The 22442-nt window shown below is 74.2% G+C and carries 17 protein-coding genes; 5 read left to right on the top strand and 12 right to left on the bottom strand.

What is annotated here, in order from left to right; genetic code table 11:
- Nucleotides 1-7: 7 nt before the first annotated feature.
- Nucleotides 8-1243, bottom strand: a complete 1236-nt coding sequence (locus tag ACZ4XJ_RS30510; protein ID WP_468498054.1) for a DUF2786 domain-containing protein — start codon at nt 1241-1243, stop codon at nt 8-10.
- A 359-nt stretch (nt 1244-1602) separates the two neighbouring features.
- On the opposite strand from ACZ4XJ_RS30510, the gene ACZ4XJ_RS30505 reads away from it, so the two are divergent.
- On the top strand, nt 1603-3282 hold the full coding sequence (locus tag ACZ4XJ_RS30505) for a bifunctional 3'-5' exonuclease/DNA polymerase (protein WP_468498053.1): 1680 nt from the start codon (nt 1603-1605) through the stop codon (nt 3280-3282).
- A gap of 19 nt (nt 3283-3301) precedes the next feature.
- Here ACZ4XJ_RS30505 and ACZ4XJ_RS30500 read toward each other — a convergent pair whose 3' ends face one another.
- From ACZ4XJ_RS30500 to ACZ4XJ_RS30490, 3 genes are all read right to left on the bottom strand, one after another.
- Nucleotides 3302-3814 (bottom strand): GNAT family N-acetyltransferase, encoded by a 513-nt coding sequence (locus tag ACZ4XJ_RS30500; protein WP_468498052.1) that lies wholly within the window; start codon nt 3812-3814, stop codon nt 3302-3304.
- Between the two features lie 87 nt (nt 3815-3901).
- The gene (locus tag ACZ4XJ_RS30495; RefSeq protein WP_468498051.1) at nt 3902-5125 is read right to left on the bottom strand and encodes a serine hydrolase domain-containing protein; all 1224 of its coding nucleotides are present in this window, start codon (nt 5123-5125) and stop codon (nt 3902-3904) included.
- 138 nt (nt 5126-5263) lie between these two features.
- On the bottom strand, nt 5264-6304 hold the full coding sequence (locus ACZ4XJ_RS30490; protein ID WP_468498050.1) for a class I SAM-dependent methyltransferase: 1041 nt from the start codon (nt 6302-6304) through the stop codon (nt 5264-5266).
- A gap of 423 nt (nt 6305-6727) precedes the next feature.
- On the opposite strand from ACZ4XJ_RS30490, the gene ACZ4XJ_RS30485 reads away from it, so the two are divergent.
- Both ACZ4XJ_RS30485 and ACZ4XJ_RS30480 read left to right on the top strand, forming a co-directional pair.
- Nucleotides 6728-9169 (top strand): HAD-IC family P-type ATPase, encoded by a 2442-nt coding sequence (locus ACZ4XJ_RS30485; protein ID WP_468498049.1) that lies wholly within the window; start codon nt 6728-6730, stop codon nt 9167-9169.
- A 332-nt stretch (nt 9170-9501) separates the two neighbouring features.
- The gene (locus ACZ4XJ_RS30480) at nt 9502-11397 is read left to right on the top strand and encodes an AfsR/SARP family transcriptional regulator (protein ID WP_468498048.1); all 1896 of its coding nucleotides are present in this window, start codon (nt 9502-9504) and stop codon (nt 11395-11397) included.
- 106 nt (nt 11398-11503) lie between these two features.
- Here ACZ4XJ_RS30480 and ACZ4XJ_RS30475 read toward each other — a convergent pair whose 3' ends face one another.
- The 5 genes from ACZ4XJ_RS30475 to ACZ4XJ_RS30455 all read right to left on the bottom strand — a co-directional run bounded on the left by ACZ4XJ_RS30475 (nt 11504) and on the right by ACZ4XJ_RS30455 (nt 16131).
- On the bottom strand, nt 11504-11719 hold the full coding sequence (locus tag ACZ4XJ_RS30475) for an MbtH family protein (RefSeq protein WP_281208670.1): 216 nt from the start codon (nt 11717-11719) through the stop codon (nt 11504-11506).
- Between the two features lie 104 nt (nt 11720-11823).
- On the bottom strand, nt 11824-13041 hold the full coding sequence (locus ACZ4XJ_RS30470; protein WP_468498047.1) for an alpha/beta hydrolase family protein: 1218 nt from the start codon (nt 13039-13041) through the stop codon (nt 11824-11826).
- A gap of 217 nt (nt 13042-13258) precedes the next feature.
- A complete protein-coding gene (locus ACZ4XJ_RS30465; RefSeq protein ID WP_468498046.1) occupies nt 13259-14167 on the bottom strand; it encodes a prephenate dehydrogenase in 909 nt (302 codons plus the stop codon).
- Nucleotides 14168-14386: 219 nt separating this feature from the next.
- Nucleotides 14387-15181, bottom strand: coding sequence for an ABC transporter (locus ACZ4XJ_RS30460; RefSeq protein WP_362878848.1), 795 nt, complete (start codon nt 15179-15181; stop codon nt 14387-14389).
- 5 nt (nt 15182-15186) lie between these two features.
- On the bottom strand, nt 15187-16131 hold the full coding sequence (locus ACZ4XJ_RS30455; RefSeq protein ID WP_362878846.1) for an ABC transporter ATP-binding protein: 945 nt from the start codon (nt 16129-16131) through the stop codon (nt 15187-15189).
- A 134-nt stretch (nt 16132-16265) separates the two neighbouring features.
- Between ACZ4XJ_RS30455 and ACZ4XJ_RS30450 the strand changes: the two genes are divergently transcribed.
- Both ACZ4XJ_RS30450 and ACZ4XJ_RS30445 read left to right on the top strand, forming a co-directional pair.
- Nucleotides 16266-17942, top strand: a complete 1677-nt coding sequence (locus ACZ4XJ_RS30450; RefSeq protein ID WP_468498045.1) for a sensor histidine kinase — start codon at nt 16266-16268, stop codon at nt 17940-17942.
- Between the two features lie 23 nt (nt 17943-17965).
- Nucleotides 17966-18628, top strand: a complete 663-nt coding sequence (locus ACZ4XJ_RS30445) for a response regulator transcription factor (protein WP_468498094.1) — start codon at nt 17966-17968, stop codon at nt 18626-18628.
- Nucleotides 18629-18729: 101 nt separating this feature from the next.
- Here the strand turns inward: ACZ4XJ_RS30445 and ACZ4XJ_RS30440 are convergent, their stop codons facing one another.
- The 3 genes from ACZ4XJ_RS30440 to hppD are packed head-to-tail and all read right to left on the bottom strand — an operon-like array spanning nt 18730 to nt 22423.
- Complete coding sequence (locus ACZ4XJ_RS30440) at nt 18730-20097, bottom strand: aminotransferase-like domain-containing protein (protein WP_468498044.1); 1368 nt, start codon at nt 20095-20097, stop codon at nt 18730-18732.
- Entirely contained in the window at nt 20094-21338 is a 1245-nt protein-coding gene (locus ACZ4XJ_RS30435) for an alpha-hydroxy acid oxidase (protein WP_468498043.1), read from the bottom strand. The genes ACZ4XJ_RS30440 and ACZ4XJ_RS30435 overlap by 4 nt, the downstream gene beginning before the upstream one ends.
- Nucleotides 21335-22423 carry a 4-hydroxyphenylpyruvate dioxygenase gene (gene hppD, locus ACZ4XJ_RS30430; RefSeq protein ID WP_468498042.1) on the bottom strand — a complete coding sequence of 363 codons (1089 nt, stop codon included), beginning with the start codon at nt 22421-22423 and terminating at the stop codon, nt 21335-21337. Before hppD ends, ACZ4XJ_RS30435 begins: the two co-directional genes overlap by 4 nt.
- Nucleotides 22424-22442 lie beyond the last annotated feature (19 nt).

Here is a 22442-nt window from a genome sequence, read left to right as displayed (position 1 = left end):
GGGGACGTCAGCGTCCGGGCAGCCGGCGCCGGCGGCCGCCCACGTGGGCGGCGTCGGCGGCGGCCGTGCCGTCCTCCCAGCCCGCGTGGTCGGTGGCGCCGCGCAGCCGGGTGGTCGTGGTGCGGGGGAACATCTCGTCGGCCCGTGAGGTGACGGCGACGTCGCGGGCCACCAGCGCGGGCAGGTGGTCGGGGGCCTCGGTGCCGGCGTGCTCGGTGGCCGCGTGCTCGGCGGTCTCGGCGAGCCGGCGGCCGAGTCGGCTGGCGTAGGCGAGCAGGAACGACTGTCGGAAGGTCTTGGTCCGCTTGCGTCCGCCGGCGCGCTGCGCGGCCTCCGCGCGGGTCATCGCCGCCGTGCCCTGCACCAGCAGGGAGGTGTGGAGGAGTTCCACGGCCTCCAGGTCGCTCTCGAAGCCGACCACCGTGGAGAACTCGAAGCCGCTGTTCCACACCGCCCGGCAGCGGTTGGCGCCGGCCACCGCGTCGAGGAGCACCGCCTTGGCCTCCTCGTACGGCGGCTCGACCCCGATCCGGCAGGCCCCCGGGACCTGCGCCGGGGCCCCGCCGCGCACGGCCAGCAGCGCCTCGTCCACCGTGTGGCGGGCCATCAGCTCCTGGGCCTTGGCGCTGAGCGCCTCCGCCTCCTCGGGGAAGGTGGTCGCCTCGGCCTTGGCGAGCAGGGCCCGGATGCGGGCCAGCATGCGCGGCTCGATGTGCGCGTGCGCCGCGAGGGCGTCGACCGGGTCGCCCGGCAGCGGGCCCACCGGTTCGATCGAGGGCAGCCGGATCAGCAGCCGGAAAACCTCCAGGACGGCCGTGGCCAGCGTGAACCGGTCCGCCTTCGCGCGCCGCGCGAGCTGCTCGGCCCACGCGTCGTCGCCCGCGCGGTCGGCGGCGTCCGCCGGGCCGGCGCCGGTCCCGGTCCACCAGACCTCGGCGTCGGTCCAGCGCTCCGGGAGCCGCGCGTAGCGGCGTGCCTCGGCGGCGATCACGTCGGCGGTGACGCGCAGGTGGAGGTCCTCCAGGTCGCGCCGCACCAGCCGCAGCACGTCCGCCGGCTGCCAGCCCCGCTCCCAGGCCTGCCGTACGTACGCCTCCCCGCGCGCCAGCAGCTCCCGCCCGGTCCCGCCCCAACCGCCGGGGGCGGCGGCGAGCAGCGAGGCCCCCGTGTCCAGGCCCGCGTCGTCCTGGGCGTGGAGGGCGGCGGCAAAGGCACGGTCGACGGTCTCGGCGAACTCACTCACCCCCTCAGCTTGGCATGTCCCCCCCCGCCGCCCCGCGCGGGCCCCGGGGGCGGCGGGGGCCCTCCCGGGTCGGACGCCGGGCGGGCCGGGACGGGAAGGGCCGGGGGCGGGAAGGGCCGGGCCGGGGGTGGGCCGGGCCGGGGGCGGGAAGGGCCGGGCCGGAGGCGGGCCGGGCCGGGGGCAGGCCGCGTCGGGTACGGGCCGGGCCGGAGGCGGGGGCAGGCCGCGTCGGGTACCGGCCGGGCCGGAGGCGGGTACGGGCCCGGCCCCGGCGGCAGCCGGGCGGGGTGGGGGCGGGGCAAGGGGTGGGTGTCGTGGCGGGGCGGGTGTTGTCGGACCCGGGTGGGACACTCGCACCCGTGAGCGACCAAGCCGGCCGGTGGGCCCTCGCCGAGTCCGAGCACGGCGACGGCTGGTGGCACGCCGCGCCCGTGCCCCCCGCGACCGGGGCGCGGATCGCCGTGCGCGACCCCGCCGAGGCGGTCCGGGCCGCGCCCGCCGGCACCCGCTGGGTGTGGCGTTCCACGGCCGACGTCTACCCCCGCCTGCTCGCCGCCGGCGCCCGCGTCGAACGGTGCTACGACGTCGAGGACGCCGAGCTGCTGCTCCTCGGGCACGAGGGCCGCATCGGCGAGCCCCGTTCGGCGGCCGCCGCCCTGGCCCGGCTCACCGGCGGCCCCGTGCCGCCCGATCCGCCCCAGCGCGCCGCGGAGCCGGGCACGCAGGACTCCCTCTTCGAGCCGCGGCCCACCGTCCCGGTCTCCCTCGACGGCCTCCTCGCCGTCCACGCCGAGCAGGAGCGGCGGCTCGCCGCCACCGCCCACCCCGACCGGATGCGGCTGCTCGTCGCCGCCGAGTCCGCCGCCTTCCTCGTCGCCGCCGAGATGCACGGCGCGGGCCTGCCCTGGCGGGCCGACGTGCACCGGGCCCTGCTGACCGAGCTGCTCGGCGAGCGGTACGCCGGGCGCGGCGAGCCCCGCAGACTGGCCGAGCTCGCCGACGAGGTGTCCGCCGCGTTCGGGCGCCGGGTGCGCCCGGACCTCCCGGCCGACGTGATCAAGGCGTTCGCCGAGGCCGGGATCAAGCTGAAGTCCACCCGCCGCTGGGAGATCCAGGAGCTGGACCATCCGGCCGTGGAGCCGCTCATCGCCTACAAGAAGCTGTACCGGATCTACACCGCGCACGGCTGGTCCTGGCTCGCCGACTGGGTCCACGACGGCCGGTTCCGCCCCGAGTTCGTGCCCGGCGGCACCCTCACCGGCCGCTGGGTGACCAACGGCGGCGGGGCGCTGCAGATCCCGAAGGTGATCCGGCGGGCCGTCGTCGCCGATCCCGGCTGGCGGCTCGTGGTCGCCGACGCCGACCAGATGGAGCCGCGCGTCCTCGCCGCGATCTCCCGCGACCCGGCCTTCATGGAGGTGGCCGGCCGACCCGAGGACCTCTACACGGCCATCTCCCGCCAGGGCTTCTCCGGCGACCGGGACATGGCCAAGCTGGCCGTGCTCGGCGCCGTGTACGGCCAGACCTCCGGCGACGGCCTGAAGAACCTGGCGGCACTGCGCCGCCGTTTCCCCCGCGCCGTGGCCTACGTCGACGACGCGGCCCGCGCCGGCGAGGAGGGCCGGCTCGTCCGGACCTGGTTGGGCCGCACCTGCCCGCCGCCCGTCGCACCGGCCGACGACGACGGCGAGGCCGGGGTCCCGCAGGACCGCGAGGACGGCTGGACCCCGAGCTACGCCTCCACCAACACCCGGGCCCGCGGCCGGTTCACCCGTAACTTCGTGGTGCAGGGCAGCGCCGCCGACTGGGCGCTGCTGCTGCTCGCGGCGCTGCGCCAGGCGACCGTCGGGATGCGGGCCGAGCTGGTGTTCTTCCAGCACGACGAGGTGATCGTGCACTGCCCCGCCGAGGAGGCCGGGGCGGTCGCGGAGGCGATCCGCGCCGCCGGTGACCGGGCGGGCCGGATCACCTTCGGCGACACCCCGGTCCGCTTCCCGTTCACCACGGCGGTCGTGGAGTGCTACGCCGACGCGAAGTAGGCGCGCAGTGTTTCACCGCTCAGCCCAGATCGTGGAAGTAGACGTGGAACTCCTCCCGGACGAACCCCTCCGACTCGTACAGCCCCTGCGCGACCAGGTTGTCGTACGCCGTCTCCAGCTGCACCCCGGCCACCCCGGCCTCGGCCGCCCGGCGCACCACCTCGCGCAGCAGCGCCCGGCCCGCGCCGGTGCGCCGGCCGGCGGGGGCCACGTACAGGTCGTTCAGGATCCAGGCGGTGCTCAGGGTGAGCGAGGAGAAGGCGCGGTAGACCTGCGCGAAGCCGACCGTGCCGGCGCCGGGGACCTCGGCGAGCAGGACGAGCGACTCGTCCTTCGCGATCCGCTCCGCGAGGAACGCGCGCGGGCCGGCGGGGTCGGCGGGCGGCACCTCGTAGAAGTCGAGGTAGCCGCTGAAGAGTTCCGCCGCGATGTCGAGGTCCGCTTCCCCGGCGACGCGCAGCACGACCGCCGCGTCCTGCGCGCCGACGGCGCCCGCCGTGTCCCGGTGTTCCGCCGCTGCCTGGTCCCGCATGAAAACTCCCTGGTCGCCGCCGTGTTCGGAGGCCCCATTGTGCGCGGGCGGACCCCGGGACCGCGCACCCGGCCCGGGGACCGGCCGTCAGTGCGCGGTGACGGGCTGGGCGGGCAACCGGAAGAGGTGCTCGGGGGTCACGATCCGCGTGATCGCCTCGCCGAACAGCGCACTGGGTTCGCCGCCCCGGTACGGGATGTCCGTGTTCAGCAGCACCACCAGCGTGGCCTGCGCCTCGGGCAGGTACACGGTCAGCGACTCGTAGCCGGGCAGGGAGCCGTTGTGCCCGATCCAGCCGTCGACGTTGAAGACGCCCAGGCCGTAGCCCGTGTCGGGGAGGTCGCCCGCCGGGGTCACCTTCAGCCGCTCGGCCTGGGTGGCGGGGGTCAACAGGGTTCCCGTGGCCAGGGTCTTCGCCCAGCTCCGCATGTCGGCGAGGTCGGAGATCATCGCGCCGGCCGCCCAGCCCCAGGAGGGGTTCCAGTCGGTGGCGTTGGCCGTCCTGCCCGTGGCCGTCTGGTCGGTGTAGCCCTGGGCGTGCGGGGTCGGGAACTCCGCGCCGACCGGGAACAGCGTCCGCTTGAGCCCGGCCTCGGCGACGACGCCCTGGTTGACGTACTCCGCGAGCGGGCGCCCGGTCACCTTCTCGATCACCAACCCGAGCAGGATCAGGTTGGTGTTGCAGTACTGGAACCGCGCCCCGGGCTGGAACACCACCGGATGCCGGAACGAGTAGCCCAGCAGCTCCTGCGGGGTGAACTGCCGTCGGGGATCGGTGGTCAGGGCCTTGAAGAAGCCCTCATCCTCGGAGTAGTTGAACAGTCCGCTGCGCATCCCGGCCAGCTCGCGCAGGGTGATCCGGTCGCCGTTGGGCACCCCGGCGACGTACGTGCCGATGGGGTCGTCGAGTCCGACCCGGCCCTGGTCGACCAGTTGCAGCAGGGCCGTCACCGTGAACGTCTTCGTCTCGCTGCCGATCCGCATGTTCAGGTCGGTGGTCATGGGCGCCTTCGTCGCCTTGTCGGCGACCCCGAAGGAGCGTACGTACTCCCCCTTGCCCGGCGCCGACAGCGCCACCATCACCCCGGGCACCGCGGCCTGCGCGAGCACCTTCTTCACCGCCTCGTCGAGCTGCGCCGCCACGGCGGGCGTGAGCTGCGGGAACGTGTCGGCGGCCGGTGCGGCGGCGACGGCCGGCGGGGCCGGCCCGTCCGAGGCGTACCCCACGCCCGCCCCGACTCCCAGGGGCACCACCATCAGGGCCGCCACCGACGCGCCCGCCGCCGCCGCGCGCCACCGTCGTGTCCTCATGGCCGGCCTCCTGCCCGCACTACGCCAGGCCCCCCGGTCCCTCCACGCTAGCCCCGGCCCCCGGACGGGTGCGACCGGAGGCGCCGGGCGCCCGGGCGGGCGTGGGGGCCGAGGATCCGGGCGGACCCGGCGACCGGATCAGCCGGCGTCGGGGGCGGTGCGGCCGACGCCGACGACCGCGCGGCGCGGAATGGTCAGGCGCCACAGGCCGGTGGCCTCCTCCCGGACCAGTTCGCTGTCGCCGGACAGCCCGTCGGATCGCGCCGGGTACCGGAAGATCGCCTTCGCGGTCTCCGTCACCCACCGGTAGGCCTCCTCCTCGGTGCGCCCCTCGAAGACCTTGACCAGCCCGTACATGTTGAGCAGGTAGCGGCCGATCTCGATCTCCGCGGCCTCCGGGGTGTCGCCGACCGCGGTGTACGGATCGTCGATCTCCACCACCTCGTACGAGTCGAAGCCCGCCCGCGCCAGGTAGCCCGCGATCTCCTCCCGGGTGAAGTGCGCGAACTTGTGCCCGGTCGCCGAGTAGGGGTCGGTGACCCGCTCGAACCAGACGTCGACGGGCGAGCCGACGAGGAAGTCGTGCAGGATGAACGTCCCGCCGGGCCGCAGCACGCGGAAGGCCTCGGAGGTCAGCTCCTGGCGTGCCGAGGGGTCCACGTGGTGCGAGCCGTACGCAAGGAGCACCGCGTCGACCGACGCGTCCCGCAGCAACGGCCGCTCGGCGCGCTGGAGCAGGGCCGGCATGCCGGCGGCCCACGCCGACTCCACCATGTGCTCGGAGGCGTCGCAGGTCAGGATGTCGAAGTCGCCGATGCCCAGCTCCTCGCACACCTTGCGGACGAGTCCGTCGCCGCCGAGGAGGTCGACGAGCACCGGACGCTCCGCGCCGGGTGCGGGCCGCGCGGTGCCCGCCAACCCCAGCAGGTTGCGGATTCCGGTGGCGCGGGCCCACGGGTTGAGCGTCTGGGCCTGGACGTACTCGGTGCCCCGGCTCGTGTCCGCTTCGGCGCCGAAGTCGTCGTGCCGTACGGGGCCGGTGCGCGGCTCCGCCTCTTGGGCGGCGAGCCGCACCGGGTCGGTCACCGCGTACAACCGGGGGTGCAGTCGGTGCAGTTCGTCGACCTGGCCGCGGAGGTCGTCGCCGCGCACGAGGCATCCGCTCGTCGTGGTCCGCATGGGGTGGGGCTCCTCCGCGTCGGGGTGGCCCGGGAGGTCCGGGCCGGATGTGCCGCAGACGCTAGGAGCGGGCTCTTTCCCTTGGGTATCCATCGGTTTTCCGCACCCCGGATGCCGCGCCCGGCCTCCGGCCCGCGTCCGGCCCGCGTCCGGCCCGCGTCCGGCCCCGCATCGGGTTCCGCTCCAGCCGGACTCCGGCCGCGCACAGGCCGGGCAGGCCCACAATCGGCCCTTGCTGGTGTACGGCACCGGCACGTCGGCCGTCACGGCCCCGCCGGACCCGCCACGAGCGGCGTCCGACCCTGTCGAAAGTCAATTCACGAGGACGTCCTTAGTACCTGGTGACCACCGGGGAGGACCTCCTACCGTCGGGGTGCACGGCGAACGGCACCGCGGAGTGACGAGCACGGAGGGCACCGGAGGATGAAGAGACGGTTGGAAGGGCTCGAAGGGGCCGGTACCGACGCCACCGGTTTCGGCGGCGCCGCCGTCCCCGCGCAGGGAGCGCCGCGCGCCGGGGAGATCGTCGGGCTGACGACGGCCGAGGTCGCCGAGCGCGTCGCCGCCGGCCGGGTCAACGACGTTCCCGCCCAGTCGAGTCGCAGTGTCGGCGAGATCGTGCGGGCCAACCTGTTCACCCGCATCAACGCGATCATCGGGGTGCTGTTCGGCATCGTCATGGTCGTCGGCCCGGTCCAGGACGGCCTGTTCGGCGGGGTCATCCTCGCCAACACGATGATCGGCATCATCCAGGAGGTGCGCGCCAAGCGGACCCTGGACCAGCTCGCCATCGTCGGTGAGAGCCGGCCGCGCGTCCGGCGGGACGGCAGGTGGGTCACGATCGGCTCCTCCGAGGTCGTCATCGACGACACGATCGAGCTGGGAACGGGTGACAAGGTCGTCGTCGACGGCACGGTCCTCGCGGCCGACGGCCTGGAGATCGACGAGTCGCTCCTGACGGGCGAGGCCGATCCGGTCCTCAAGCGACCCGGCGACACGGTGATGTCGGGCAGCTTCGTCGTCGCCGGCGCCGGCGCGTTCACCGCCACCCGGGTCGGGCGCGAGGCGTACGCCTCCCAACTCGCCGACGAGGCGCGGCGGTTCACCCTGGTCAACTCCGAGCTGCGCAACGGCATCGACCGGATCCTGAAGTTCGTCACCTACGCGATCGTCCCGGCGGGCATCGCGCTGATCATCACCCAGCTGATGGTGAACGACGACGACGTGCCCGAGGCGATCCGGCGCATGGTCGGCGGCCTGGTGCCGATGGTGCCGGAGGGCCTGGTCCTGCTGACCTCGCTGGCCTTCGCGGTGGGTGTGGTCCGCCTGGGCAAGCGCAAGGCGCTGGTCCAGGAACTGCCCGCCATCGAGGGACTCGCCCGGGTGGACGTGGTCTGCCTGGACAAGACCGGCACGCTCACCGAGACGGCCATGGACGTCGACCGGGTGATCCGCCTGGAGCCCGACCTGCCCGTCGAGGAGGTGCTGGGCGCGCTCGGCGCGGCCGACGAGCGCCCGAACGCCAGCATGCGGGCCATCATCGACGCGCATCCGGCGCCCGAGGGGTGGCGGCGCCGCGCGAACGCCCCGTTCTCCTCGGCCCGCCGCTGGAGCGGCGCGACCTTCGCCCGACCCACGGGCGAGGAGGACTCCTGGCTGCTGGGCGCCCCCGAGACGATGCTGCCGGCCGGGCACCCGGTGCTGGCGGGAGCCGACTCCCATGGCTCGCAGGGCCTGCGCGTACTGCTGCTGGCCCGGTCCTCGCGGCCGCTCGGCGAGTTGCAGGACGATCCGTCGGCGGTTCCCGACAGCGCCGTCCCCTGCGCGCTCGTCGTGATCAGGCAGCGCGTCCGCGAGGAAGCGCCCGCCACCCTGCGGTACTTCGCCGAGCAGGGCGTCGCGGTCAAGGTGATCTCGGGCGACAACGCGCTGTCCGTCGGGGCCGTCGCCCGGAGCCTGAACCTGCCGGGTGCCGACGACCCGGTGGACGCCCGTGACCTGCCCGACGACCCCGAGGCGCTCGCCGACGCCGTGGAGAGGCACTCGGTGTTCGGCCGGGTCGGCCCGCAGCAGAAGCGGGACATGGTGCTCGCGCTGCAGTCGCGCGGTCACACCGTGGCGATGACCGGCGACGGGGTCAACGACGTGCTCGCCCTCAAGGACGCCGACATCGGCGTGGCCATGGGCGCCGGCAGCCCCGCGACGCGGGCCGTGGCCCAGATCGTGCTGCTCGACAACAGTTTCGCGTCGCTGCCCTCGGTGGTCGCGGAGGGCCGTCGGGTCATCGGCAACATCGAGCGCGTCACCAACCTGTTCCTCACCAAGACCATGTACTCGGTGCTGATGGCGCTGATCGTCGTCATCGCCCAGGTGCCGTACCCGTTCCTGCCGCGGCACATCACCCTCATCGGGTCGCTGACCATCGGCATCCCGGCCTTCTTCCTGGCGCTGGCCCCCAACACCGAGCGGGCGCGGCCGCACTTCGTGGGCCGGGTCCTGTGGTTCGCCGTGCCGGCGGGCGCGTTGGCGGCCGTCGCCACGTCCGTGTCGTACCTGTACGCCCGGTCGGTGTACGCGGACGACCTGCCCGCGGAGACCTCGGCGGCGACGCTGACGCTGTTCCTGACGGCGCTGTGGGCGCTGGCCATCGTGGCCCGCCCGTACACCTGGTGGCGCGTCCTGCTGGTGCTGACCATGGCGACGTCGTTCGCCGTCGTACTGGTGGTCCCGTACCTCCAGGAGTTCTTCCAGCTGGAGCTGGTCGGCACCTCCGCACCGGGAGCGGCGGTGGCCGCCGCGGCCGCCGCCGGCCTGGTGCTCGAATTCGTGTGGGCTCGTAGTCGTCGCCGTCTTATCGACGGTTGAGCCCACCGGGCGGCAATCCCCCGTTCCGCCCACGCGAAAGGGACGTTCGGCACCCGCCGGGCGTCCCTTTCGCCCTTTTCATCTCGACAACCGGAATAAAGCGCCGACAACACGGGATAATTCCACCGCGCGATCCGAAAACAACTCCGCCCCTATCGATAGTCGAGCGGTGACGGCACGACAGTTCCGTATCCTTACCGAAGGTAGGGGCGGCACCCCAAGACCTCCCCGGTCGCCGAAGCGGAACATTGATCATCCGGCATATTCCACCTCGGCCATTTTCCACGAACGAGATTCACACGCGTGTCATCAATGACGGGGGTCACGACACCATGGCAGCAGAGCAGGAAATAGCAGATTTCGAGCGCAGTAGACGGCCGGCCCGAAACGCCTCCGGGCCGGTGCCCGATGCCGTACTGGAGTTCCGGACCCTCGGTCCCCTCGAAGTACGGCTGGACGGACGGAGCCTGCCGCTCGGCGGACCGCGCCAGCGGGCCGTGCTCTCGGTGCTCCTGCTCTCGCCCAACCGGGTCGTGTCCTTCGACTCGCTGATCGAGAAGGTCTGGGACGGACGCCCGCCCAGCACCGCCCGCACCCAGGTCGCCATCTGCATCGCCGCCCTGCGCAAGGCCTTCCGGGCCGCGGGCTGCGAGCGGGAGACCATCGTCACCGCCCCGCCCGGATACATGCTGAGCCTGAGCGGGCACACCCTCGACTCGCTCTGCTTCGAGCAACTCGTCCACCGGTCCGCCGGTTGGGCCGCCGCGTCACGGCACGCCGAGGCGGAGGGAGCACTGCGCGAGGCCCTGTCGCTCTGGCGCGGACCGGCCCTCGGCGGGGTGTACGCGCAATTCGTGGAGAGCGAGGCGACGCGGCTGGACGAGCAGCGCCTGCTCGCGGTGGAGCAGCACATGGCGCTGCGGCTCCAGTTGGGCGAGCACCACGCCTTACTGGGCGAACTCCGCGTACTGGTGAGTACGAATCCGTTGCGCGACCGGTTGCGCTTCTACCTCATGCTCGCCCAATACCGCGCGGGCCGGCGGGCCGAGGCCCTGAACACCTTCCGCGAGGGAACCCGTCATTCCATCGAGGAGATCGGCCTCGAACTGAGCGTGGAACTGCAGATGCTCCACGACTCCATCCTGCGCGACGAGCTGCCCCATCCCGCCGTCCCCGGCTTCCCGGCCGCCCCCGCGAAGCCGGAGCGGCTGCCGGCGTCCCGGATGCCCGAGGACGATCCCCTCTTCACCGGACACGCGCGCGAGCGCTCCGTCATGGACGACGTCCTGCTGAGCGCCGCGGCCCGCGGTGACGCGCCGATCGCCTACCTCACCGGCAGCCCCGGCATCGGCAAGTCCAGCCTGGCCGTCCACTGGGCCCACAGGTCGGCCGCCCGCTTCCCCGACGGCCTGCTCTTCGCGGACCTGCGCGACGGCACCGAGGCCGTGCTCCACGGCTTCCTGCGGCGGCTGGGCGCGACGGGCCCGCTGCCGTCGGACGTCGAGGAGGCGGCCCGGATGTACCGGGCCCGGCTGGAGGGCAAGCGGGTCCTCCTGGTCCTCGACCACGCCGTCTCCTACGCCCGGGTACGGCCCCTGCTGCCCGGCGGCGGCGGGAGCTGCGTGCTGATCACGGGGCGCGCCGGCCTGGACGAGCTGTTGCAGGCGCACAGCGCGCTGGTGCTGCGGATCGGACCGCTGTCGGCCGGGGAGTCGGGGCAGCTGCTCGCCGGAGTGCTGCGCGACCGCCGGGCCGAGGAGTCACCGGAGGCCGTGCGACGGCTGGGCGAGCTCTGCGGGCACATGCCGCTCGCGCTGCGGGCGGCCGCGGCCAAACTGCTGACCAAGCAGCACTGGCACGTCAGCGACCTCGTACGACGCCTGGAGAAGTCCGCCGACTGCCTGGACGAGCTGAGCATCGGGGAGGACTCGCTGCGGGCCCGGCTCGACGACAGCGTGGCGGAGCTCCAGCCCGAGGCGGCCTGTGCCTACCAGCGGCTGAGCGAGCTGGACGGCGGCGAGTTCACCGTGCCGCAGGCCGCGTCGGTGCTGTCCACGGGGGCGGCGGACGCGGAGGACCTGATCGAGATCCTGGTGGACGCGCAGCTCCTGGACCCGGTGGGGCGCAGCCCCTGGGGCGAGATGTCCTACCGCTGGCAGGAGTTGATCCGGCTGCACGCGGTGCACTCCCGGGCCGCCTCCCCGCGCGCGGCGGACCTGGTGTTCTGACCCCGCCCGGTGGACGGGCGGGGGCGGCCCCGGCGCCGTACGGGTGCGGCCCCTCCCCGGCGGAGGGGCCGCACCCGGATGTCGGCGGCCGCGGGGGCCCGCCCGCTCAGCCCTCGGCGCTCATCGCGTCGACCAGGCTCTTGGGGCGCATGTCGGTCCAGTTCTTCTCCACGTAGTCCAGGCAGGACTGCCGGTCGGACTCACCGAAGGCGGCCGTCCATCCGGCCGGCACGTCGACGAACGACGGCCACAGAGAGTGCTGTCCCTCGTCGTTGACCAGCACCAGGTAGCGGCCGTCGGCGTCTTCGAACGGATTGGTCACGTCGGATTCCTTCCGGGAACGTCGGATGGCGGGTGTGGCCGGATGGCCAGCGTCACGACCCTAGGCAGCCGGCGTTTCCGTCGGTTATCCGTCCGGCTTCGCCCTCACGGACGGTGCCGGCGCAGCTGGGGATGGAGCGCCTGGGCGGCGTCCAGCAGGGCGTCGGCGCGGGGGTGCGGGCGGCCGGCGGGCGGGACGCCGTCGTACGGGGCGCCGGCGCGCACGTGCCCCTCCAGGAAGGCCGCGACGAGCTCCCGGGTGAGGCGGGTGGCCCGGGCCGCGGGCAGGGCGGGGGCGGGGTCGTTCGCCGGGGTCAGCGCCGCGTAGTCGGTGAACGAGGTGTGCGCCGCCCCGGCGGCCGAGAACCACGCGCGCGGTCCGGTGAGCCGCCGCCAGGTGGCCTCCCAACTGGGATCGGCTCCCGGCCGGCCGTGCCGGTCCGCGCCCAGCAGCAGGAACGGCCGCGCCAGCGGGCCCGTGTCCGACGGTGCGAAGGTGCCGTCCATGTTCACCCCGGCGACGAAAGCCGGGTCCCGGCGCATCGCCTCGAAGGCGGCGGCGCCGCCGATGGAGTGCCCGACGACCGCGACCCGGGCGGGATCCAGCCGCGGGAGGCCCTCGGCCCCCACCGCCGGACCTCCTTCGGTGAGGCGCCGGCGGACGTACGAGAGGTCCGCCGCCCGGGTCGCCGCGACCGTCCGGCCCTGCACGCCGGGCCGGCACGCCGAGCAACCCGTCACCCGGCCGTCGGGGTAGGTGATCGCCGCCGACTCGTACGCGTGGTCCACCGCGGCCACCGCCCAGCCCCGGCTCGCCAGGTCCTCCGCGAGCGCCGTCAGGGACGTGCGCGGCAACGAGAACCCCGGGGACAGCAGGACCAGGGGGAGCCCGTCGCCGGTGGCGGGCAGCGCCGGCGGCCCCGTACGGGCGTGCACCCCGGTCCGGCTCAACAGGTCCTCGGGGACCCCCTCGACGCGGTGCTGCCGCAGGATCATCCCGGACTCCCGCGGCGTGACGTAGAGCGCGCGCGGGGTATCGGAGGGCAGCGCCGGGTACCAGACGGAGAGCATCAGCTCCCGGGCCCGGCCCGGCTCCCAGGGGTCCTCGCGGGACGCGTCGCGCAGGGCCAGGGTCCGCTGCCCCACGGGGAGGCCGCCGGTCGGGGCCGGCAGGCGCGGGCCGGTGGTCCGGGCCCGACCGGCCTCGGCGGCCGGGGCGCCCGACCGGGAGGTGTCGGCGGCCGGCGCGAGGGCCAGTACGGCCGCGACCAGCGCGGCCAGGGCGTAGGAGCGCGGTGAATGTCCTGACCTGTTCGACGGCATCGGCGTTCATCTCCTTGAGATATCCGAACACCGAACAGGCTAGGAGTCGGAAAAGGAAACGGAAGCGCAGTTCTCCTATTTCATCATTCCGGGCGAGGGGAAACCGGCCAGAATTCATTCCTGCCGCCCGCAGGTCCTTTCGCCACTGGTTCCGCGCGACTCCCCCGGTACGTTCGACAGGGTCGGGGCGGTCACCAGGGGACAAAACGGAACGCGTTCACATTGTCCGGGCCGTCCGTACCAGGGGCCCTTCCGGGGCATTCCCCACCTCGCGGGCCCCGAGGTCCTCGGGTATGCGGGCGCGGCCGGCCGCTCCGAAGCGGAGGAGCTCGGGAATCCGTACGGGCCGCAGGCCCTCGGCGGACCCGTCCACCGCCCGCAGCTCCTGCGCGAGCAACCGCACTTCGGCGGCCCAGAGGTCCAACTGGTCGGCGACCGGGCCCGCGTTGGCCGTAAGGATGTCCGTCCAGGTCTCCGGATCGCCGCCCGTGCCGCGGGTGATGTCCCGCAGGTCCTGGCCGGCCAGCCGGATGGCCGCCTCGTCCACGTCGAGCAGCCGGGCCGCGGCGAGGCTGGCGATGAGGTGCGGGGCGTGCGAGACCAGCGCCAACACCCGGTCGTGGGTCTCGGGGTCGAGCACGACGGACACCGCCCCGCACAGCGCCACCAGCTCCAGCGCGTGGTTGAGCGCGAGGTTATCGGTCAGCTCGTTCGGGGTGAGCACCCAGCGGCGCCCCTCGAAGAGGTCGGCGCGGGCCGCCCAGGGGCCCGCCCACCCGCCGCCGACCATGGGGTGCCCGCCCACCACGGCCGGCAGGTCACAGCCGAGGTCCTCGATCTCCCGGTGCAGCCGCACCTTGACCCCGGAGACGTCCGTGTAGAAGCGGGCCGTGCCCCGGCGTTGGTGCTGCGCCAGGGCGGTCGCGACCCGGGTGGGCGGGACCGCGATGACCGCGAGGTCGGCGGGCTCCCGGACGGGCTGCGCCAGCCCCGCGCCCAGCGCCTCCGCGGCGCGCGCCGCCGCCGGATCCTCGTCGATCAGGTACGTGGTCACGCCCTGCTTGCGCAGGGCGAGGCCGACCGAGGCTCCGATGAGGCCGGTGCCCACGATCGCCACGGTGCGCATGGGGGCGTCCTCTCAGCCGTCGGTCCTGACCGTCGACCACTGTCGTGGAAGGGGATATGGGGCGCGTATCGCCCGGCTATCGACGGCCGGCGCGGACCGCGCGCCCTCCGGTCCGGGCGCGGACCGCCCACCCGCCGCTCCCTCCCGGACACACGGGAAAGGGGCCGCACGCCCCTCGGCGTGCGGCCCCCGCAGGGCCGTGGTCCCGCTCCCGGCACCTCAGGCGTCGCGCCGGCGGAGCACCGCGTGGCCGGCGACGGCCGCGACGAGGGACCAGAGCAGCAGGACCAGCACCGCGGTGCCGCTCCCGTACGGCGAGGTGTCCTGCGTCATCAGGACGGTGCCGGCGACGCTCGGCATGTACTCGCTGGCCGTTTCGAGCCACTTGGCGCCGACGACGGTCATCAGCTGCGGCAGGGCCAGCAGGACCATGATGAGCGTGGTGATCGTGCCCGCCGCGCTGCGCAGGACGGTACCGATGCCGATGGACATCACCGAGAGCGCACCGAGGTAGACCGACGCCCCGAGGGCCGTCGCGAACAGGTCGCCGCCGGTGTAGGCGCCGTCCTCGCCCATGAGGGCGGCGGTGGTCAGCGAGGCCAGCACGCTGAACACGAACCCGGCGACCGCCACGACCGCCACGACCACGCCGGTCTTGGACAGCAGCATCCGGCCGCGGGCCGGCACGCTCTGCAGCGTGGTGCGGATGGAACCGCTGGCGTACTCGCTGGTCAGCGCGAGCGTCGCCAGCACCACGACGGTGAGTTGGGAGATCAGGAACGCCTGGGCGGCGGCGTGCGGGGCCGGTGAGGCGACGTCGACCCCCTTGGCGGCGCTGGCCGAGGCCGACATCCCGACCATCGCGGCGAAGCCCACCGTCAGGACCAGGCCGACGGCGAGGTTCCACCAGGTCGCCCGGACGCTGGACAGCTTGGTCCACTCGAAGGCCAGGGCCCCGCGCAGACCTCCGCCCTTGACGGGTCCGACGAGCTGCGGTGCGGTTGCTGTCGTCATGTCGATCACACCTTCTGGGCGTCGGCGGCGAGGGATACGGCGGGGGTGGTGTACTCGACGCTCGCGGCGGTGAGTTCCATGTAGGCCTGCTCCAGGCTGGCCTTGCGCAGGGAGAGTTCGTGCACCGGGACCTGGCTCGCGAAGGCCACGTCGCCGATCTGCTCCAGGCTGCCGCCGACGACGATCAACTCGCCGTACTCCGCGCCGTCCTGCGGTTCGACGCTCATCCCGAAGCGGACCAGCTCCTGGCGCAGCACGTCGGGCCGCGTGGTGCGCACCTTCACCGCGTTCAGCGAACTGCCCGCGATGACCTCCTCGATGGGGGCGTCGGCGATGACCTTGCCCCGGCCGATGACCACGAGGTGGTCGGCGGTCTCCTGCATCTCGCTCATCAGGTGGCTGGAGACGAAGACCGTACGGCCCTCGGCGGCCAGCGAGCGCATGAGCTCGCGGACCCAGCGCACCCCGTCGGGGTCGAGGCCGTTGACCGGCTCGTCGAACAGCAGCACCTTGGGGTCGCCCAGGAGCGCCGCCGCGATGCCGAGGCGCTGGCCCATGCCGAGCGAGAAGGAGCCGGCCCGCTTCTTGGCGACCTCGGAGAGGCCTACGGTCTCCAGCACCTGGTTCACCCGCGAGGCCGGGATCCCGTTGCTGCGGGCCATGCCGAGCAGGTGGTGGTAGGCGGAGCGACCGGGGTGGCCGGCGCGGGCGTCGAGCAGGGCGCCGACCTCCCGCAGCGGGTGGGCGAGCGCCCCGTACGGCTTGCCGCCGATGAGCGCCCGGCCCGTCGTCGGCGAGTCCAGGCCGACGATCATCCGCATGGTGGTCGACTTGCCCGCGCCGTTGGGGCCGAGGAACCCGGTCACCTTGCCCGGGTGGATCTCGAAGGAAAGGTCGGACACGGCCGTCTTGTCGCCGTACCGCTTCGTGAGTCGGTCCAAAGTGATCATCGCCTGCTGGCTCCTTCCGAGGGCATACCCGGAGACTAGGAATTCCGCGGACCCCGGACATCTGGCGATCGGCAACGAACGCACACGACTTTCGACAGGTCTTCGCGGCGCCGACCCTCTTGTAACGTGCCGGCATGCAGCGATGGCGTGCCGTTCGGCGGCGTACGGAGCGGTTGACGGCGCGGGTCTCCGGAAGCCCCGGGGCCCGCCCCTTCGGCGAGCGCGGCACCCTGGTGCTGCTCGCCGTCCTCCTCGCGCCGGCGGTGCTGGAGGCCGGCCGGCTCGTCTCCGCCCCCGGCCCCTGGCTCGCGGCCCTGCTGATGATCACCGCCGCGGTCGCGGTGGAGCGGACCGTCCCGCTGCTGTCCCTGCTGCTCGCGGCCTCGCTGAGCGGGCTCTACCCCTGGCTGGGCACCAGCGTGTGGACCGCCGTGGCCGCCCTCGTCCTCAGCTTCCTCGCCGGCAGCAGGCTGACCGCGCCCGCCCGGGCGCACGCCGCGTTCGCCCTCGTGGCCCTCGCCGGACTGGCCGTGACGACCGGGTTCGCGGAGGTGAAGGACTGGCTCAGCCTGCTCATGGTGGGCTTCGCGACCTCCGTCCTGCCGTGGTGGGTGGGCTACTGGTGGAGCCGGCGCGCCGCGCTCATGCACGCCGGATGGGAGCGCGCGGAGCGGCTGGAATGGAAGCAGCGCTACATCGCCGAGCAGGCCCGGCTCAAGGAACGCTCGCGGATCGCCGAGGACATCCATGATTCTCTCGGGCACGAACTGAGCGTCATGGCCCTGCTGTCCGGGTCCCTCGAACTGGCCCGGGGGGTCCCCGAGGAACACCGGGCGACGATCACCCAGCTGCGCGAGCGGTGCACACGGGCCGCCGAGCAACTGCACGAGGTGATCGGACTGCTCCGGGAGGAGGACAGCCCCTCCCCGCTGAGCCCCTCCGACGAGTCGATAGCCGATCTGGTGCGCCGCTTCGAACGGTCCGGGATGGCGGTGCGGTTCGTCGAGGAGGGCGAGGACGCCCCGCCGCTCGCGCTGCTCGCCGATCGGGCGGCCTACCGGGTGGTGCAGGAGGCCCTGACGAACGCGACGAAGCACGCGCCGGGCGCGCAGATCACCGTACGGCTCACCCACCGCCCCCGCGAGTGCGTCGTGTGGGTCTTCAACAAGCTGCCGGACCGGCCGGCCGCCGCCCCGGCCGTGGGCAGCGGTTCCGGGCTGATCGGGCTGGACGAACGGGTCCGGCTGGCCGGCGGCTCGCTGCGGACGGGACCCGGATCGGGCGGGTTCGAGGTACTGGCGCGGCTGCCCCGCACCCCGACGGCGGGCGCGGATCCGCAGGGGGCGCCGCCCCCCGCCGCGGACGGGAACGCCGGCGGGTTCGAGGGGGCCGAGCCGTACCCGCACCCGGACGCGGCGCCGGCGCCCGGCCGCAGCCACTCGGGGGCGGCCCTCGGCCGGGCCCGCAGCCGGCTGCGGCGCGACGTGCGGCGGGCCGGGCGGATCCCCGTACTGATCGGCGCGGGTCTGGTCGCCCTGCTGGCCGGACTCTACGTCTTCACGTCCGCGCTCACCTCGCTCGACCCCGGGGACTACGCGCGGATCCGGCCGGGCCAGCCGCGCACGGAACTGGCGGGGGTGCTGCCCGCGCGCCGGATCAGCAAGCCGCCGCCGGTCGTCTCCGAACCCCCGGTGCCGCCGGGGGCCGCCTGCGAGTACTACCGGACGGGCGGCAACGTCCTCCAACTCACCAACCGGATGTACCGGTTGTGCTTCAGGGATGATCTGCTGGTGGCCAAGGACAGTCTGTGACAACGAAGCCCGAGGAGCGGACGATGCGCGTACTTCTCGCCGACGACGAAATGATCATTCGGGCGGGGGTCCGTTCCATCCTGACCACCGACCCGGACATCGAAGTGGTGGCCGAGGCCTCCGACGGCCGCGAGGCCGTCGAACTGACCCGCAAGCACCGGCCCGACGTCGCCCTGTTGGACATCCGGATGCCCGAGATGGACGGGCTGACGGCCGCCGGGGAGCTCCGCGGCACCAACCCGGACACCGGGGTGATCATGCTGACCACGTTCGGCGAGGACAAGTACATCGAGCGGGCCCTGGACGTCGGGGTGGCCGGGTTCCTGCTGAAGGCCTCGGACCCCCGGGACCTGATCGCCGGGGTGCGGGCGGTGGCCGCCGGCGGCTCCTGCCTGTCCCCGCTCGTCGCCCGCCGGCTGATGACCGACCTGCGCCGGGCGCCCGCGCAGCGCGGCGAGGACCCGGGCGGCCGCACCGACCTGCTGACGCAGCGCGAGCGCGAGGTCCTCGGGATGGTGGGCGGCGGCCTGTCGAACGCGCAGATCGCCGAACGCCTCCACCTGGTCGAGGGCACCATCAAGACGTACGTGAGCGCGATCCTGGCCCAGTTGGGCGTGCGCAACCGGGTGCAGGCCGCGATCATCGCCTACAAGGCGGGCCTGGTGGAGGACGGCGGCCCCCGGTAGGGCCGCCGCCGCACGCCGCTCCCGCCTTCCGCGCCCACGCCCACGCCCACCCGCGCCCGCACCCGCACCCGCACCCGCGCTTGCTTCCGCGCCGCTGCCGCTCAGCCGGTTCGCGCCCCGGTGTCCCGGACGAAGCGGGCCAGCCGGCGGGCTCCTTCGACGGCCTCGGTGGTGGTCAGGTAGCTGCACGAGAGCCTGATCCGGCGGTCGCCGGCGCGGTCGAGGTGGAAGTGGCGCATCGGGGTCCAGATCACCCCGTACTCCTGCGCGGAGCGGTGCAGCGCCGCCTCGTCCGCCGGGAACGGCACGTCGAGGGTCAGGAAGAACCCGCCGCGCGGGTCGTTCCAGCTCACCCCCGCCGACTCCGGTGCGCCCGAGGGGAGTTCCTCGGCCAGGGTGTCCCGGAGCAGGGCCATGGTCCGCCGGTAGTGGCGGGCCGAGGCCTCGTTGGCGCGCCGCAGCCCGCCGCCGCCGCGCAGCAGCAGGCCGGCGACGGCGGCCTGGCTCAGGCTGGAGGTGTTCACCGTCACCATGCTCTTGACCTTGGCCAGTTCGGCGGCCAGCAGCGTCGGCGGGCCGCCGTCGGCGCCCTCGACGGGCTGGTCGGCGACCACGAACCCGACGCGGGCGCCGGGGAAGGCGGTCTTGGCGAAGGAGCCCAGGTAGAGGACCCGCCGGTCGGTGTCGAGGGACTTCAGGGTGGGGTGGCGGACCGTGCTGAACACGCCGTACGGGTTGTCCTCCAGGATGAGGAGGTCGGCTTCCGCCGCCGCGTCGAGCAGCTCCGTACGCTTCGCCCGGCTCATGCTGACGCCCGAGGGGTTGGAGCAGTCGGGCACCACGTACAGGGCCCTGGCCCGCCGGCCGCCGGCCTCGATCTCCCGTACGGCGCGTTCGAGCGCCTGCCCGCCGATGCCGTCGTCGCCGCCGGGGACGGCGACGACCGGGATCCCCAGCAGGCCGGCCGCGCCGGTGATGCCGACGTAGCAGGGGCTGTCGACGAGGAGCACGTCGCGCGGGTCACGGAACAGGGTGCGCAGGGCGAGCACGATGGCTTCCTGGCAGCCGACGGTGACGACCACGGCGGCGGGGTCCACGGTCAGGTCCTCGTCCACCTCCAACATGCGGGCGACCAGGTCGCGGATCTGCCCGGCCGTCTCCCCGTACTGGTACAGGGCGGTGCGGATGCGTTCCTCGGAGTGGCCGAGGCCCCGCAGGTGGTCGAGGTAGGTCTCGATGAGGCCGGGGATCGCCGCGACGTCGAAGTCGCCCTCGTAGGGGCGGCCCGGCGCGAAGGAGATCGCGTCCGGGTAGCGGGAGGTGACCTCGTTGAGGAAGTTCATGGTGTCGAGCGTCGGGTCGGACAGGCTGGCGTGCAGGGCCGTGCGGCGCAGGACCGGGCCGCCGCCCCGGGCCGGCCCCCGTGCCGGGGCCCGTTCGGGGTGGGCGGTCTCGGCGGTGGTCGTCATCCGGGGCTCCTGTCCGGTGCGGGCCGGCCGGGTCCGGGCAGGACGACGGTGGCCGCGTCGATCGTGTCGGTCGTGGCGTGGCCGGTGAGCACCATGGTGTCGGCGAACTCCTCGGTCAGCAGGGTGAGCATGCGGTGGACGCCTTCGGTCCCGCCGGCGGCGAGCGCGTACAGCGCGGGGCGGCCGACGAGGACGGCGCGGGCGCCGAGGGCCAGGGCGGCCAGGACGTCGCCCCCGCCGCGGACGCCGCCGTCCAGCAGGACCGGGCAGCGGCCCCGGACCGCGGCCACCACCTCGGGCAGCGCGTCGAGGGTGGCGGGGGCGCCGTCGAGCTGGCGACCGCCGTGGTTGGAGACGATGATCCCGGCGACTCCCGCGGCGACGGCCGCTTCGGCGTCGGAGGCGGTGAGGACGCCCTTGGCGAGGACGGGCAGGCCGCTCTCCTCCCGCAGCCGGGCCACCGCGCTCCAGTCCAGCGCGCGGTCGAAGGCCAGCCGGCTGTGCGCGCCGGGGGTGGCCGCGCCCGCGGCGGCGGAACCGGCCAGGTTCACCGGGGCGATGTGGGCGGGGACTTCGAAGCCGTTGCGCAGGTCGCGCAGCCGGCGGCCGGTGAAGGGGGTGTCGACGGTGAGCACGAGCGCGCGGTAGCCGCAGGCCGCGGCGCGGCGGGCGAGCCCCAGGGTGAGACCGGGCTCGCGGAACCAGTACAGCTGGAGCCACAGCGGGGCCGTGGCCGCCTCGGCGACGCTTTCCAGCAGCTGCCCGGCGAACGTGCTGACGACGAGCGGTACGCCGAGCCGGCCGGCGGCCGCGGCGGTACCGCACTCCCCGTCGGGGTGGGCGAGGCCGTGGTAGGCGACGGGGGCGATCCCGACGGGGGCGGCCCAGCGGGAGCCGAGCACCTCCACCGAGGTGTCGGGTTCCGCGATGCCGGGCAGCGCCTTGGGGCGCAGCCGCACCGCGTCGAAGACGGCCTCGTTCGCGGCGAGGGTCCGCTCCCGGCCCGCCCCACCGGCTATGAAGTCCCATACCTCGGACGGCAGTTGCGCGCGGGCCTGGGCGGCGAAGTCCGCCGGGGTGAAGGCCCGGGCCGGGGTGCGGGGGTGGGCCGGGGTGCGGGGGCGGGGCGGCGGTTGGGGGCGGGGCGGCGGTTGGGGGCGGGGCGGCGGTTGGGGGCGGGGCGCCGCCCGCCCGGGACCGGCCGGCCCGGGCGGGGTGCGGGGGTGGGCCTCGGCCGTCATCGGCCCGCCACTTCCCGCTCCCTCTCCACGGCCTCGTACAGCGCCTTGATGTTGGAACTGCCGAAGCCGCGGGCCCCGTTGCGCTGGATGTACTCGTAGAAGAGCGTGCCGCGCGGGTAGGGCGAGCGGGTGAAGATCTGCAGCAGGTAGCCCCATTCGTCGCGGTCCGCGAGCACGCTCGTCCCGCGCAGTTCGGCGATCCGGTCGGCGAGGCCGTCGACCCGGCGGGCGAGCAGGTCGTAGTAGGCGGACGGGGTGTTCAGGAATTCCACGCCCTGCCCGCCGAGGGTGCGCACCGAATCGACGATGTCGTCCACGAGGAAGGCCAGGTGTTGCACACCGGCGCCGTTGTGGGCGGCCAGGAAGCGGTCTATCTGGCCGGGCAGTCGGGAGTCGTCGGGCTCGATGAGCGTGAAGGTGATGCCGCCGCCCTCGTTGCGCACCACGATGGAGTCCATCGCCTGCTCGCCGACCTGGATGTACTCGGACGAGTAGTACGGCATGCCGAAGGCGGCCTCGTAGAACGCGGCCGTGCCGCGCAGGGTGCCGGCCTCCAGGCAGACCGCGACGTGGTCGAGGACGGGCCGGGCGCCGCCGCCGCCGACGGCGGCCGCGGTGTCGGCGCCGGGCAGCAGGGCCCAGTCCCGGTCGGGCGGCAGGTGGCCCGCGGGGCCGCCGGAATCGGGCAGCAGGGTGTGCCGCAGGTCCCCGAAGCCGGAGACGACGGCGTACTCCCCGCCCTGGCCGCGCACCCGGGAGGGCTCGGGCCGGTGGTGGACGGCCGCGCCGGCGAGCACGGCCCGGTCGAAGGTCTCCGTCACGTCGGCGCAGGTGAAGGCTAGGTCGGCGATGGAGTCGCCGTGCGACTCCACGTACGCGGCGACCGGGCCGTCCGGTCGCAGGGCACGGGTGACGACGAGGGTGACCGAGCCGTGGCGCAGCACGGTGGACCTGCGGTCGCGCGTCCCGGTGGCCGGACCGGCCACGGCCACGGGCGCGAAGCCGAGGCTGTCGATGAGGAAGCCCGCGGCCTCCCGGTCGTCGGACACGTACAGCTCGGCGTAGGCGATGGCACTCGGCGGCATGGCGGCTCCAAGAACGGGT

It is taken from the genome of Streptomyces sp. NPDC029836 (genome assembly GCF_055574495.1).
This window is presented reverse-complemented; position numbering and strand designations above follow the sequence as displayed.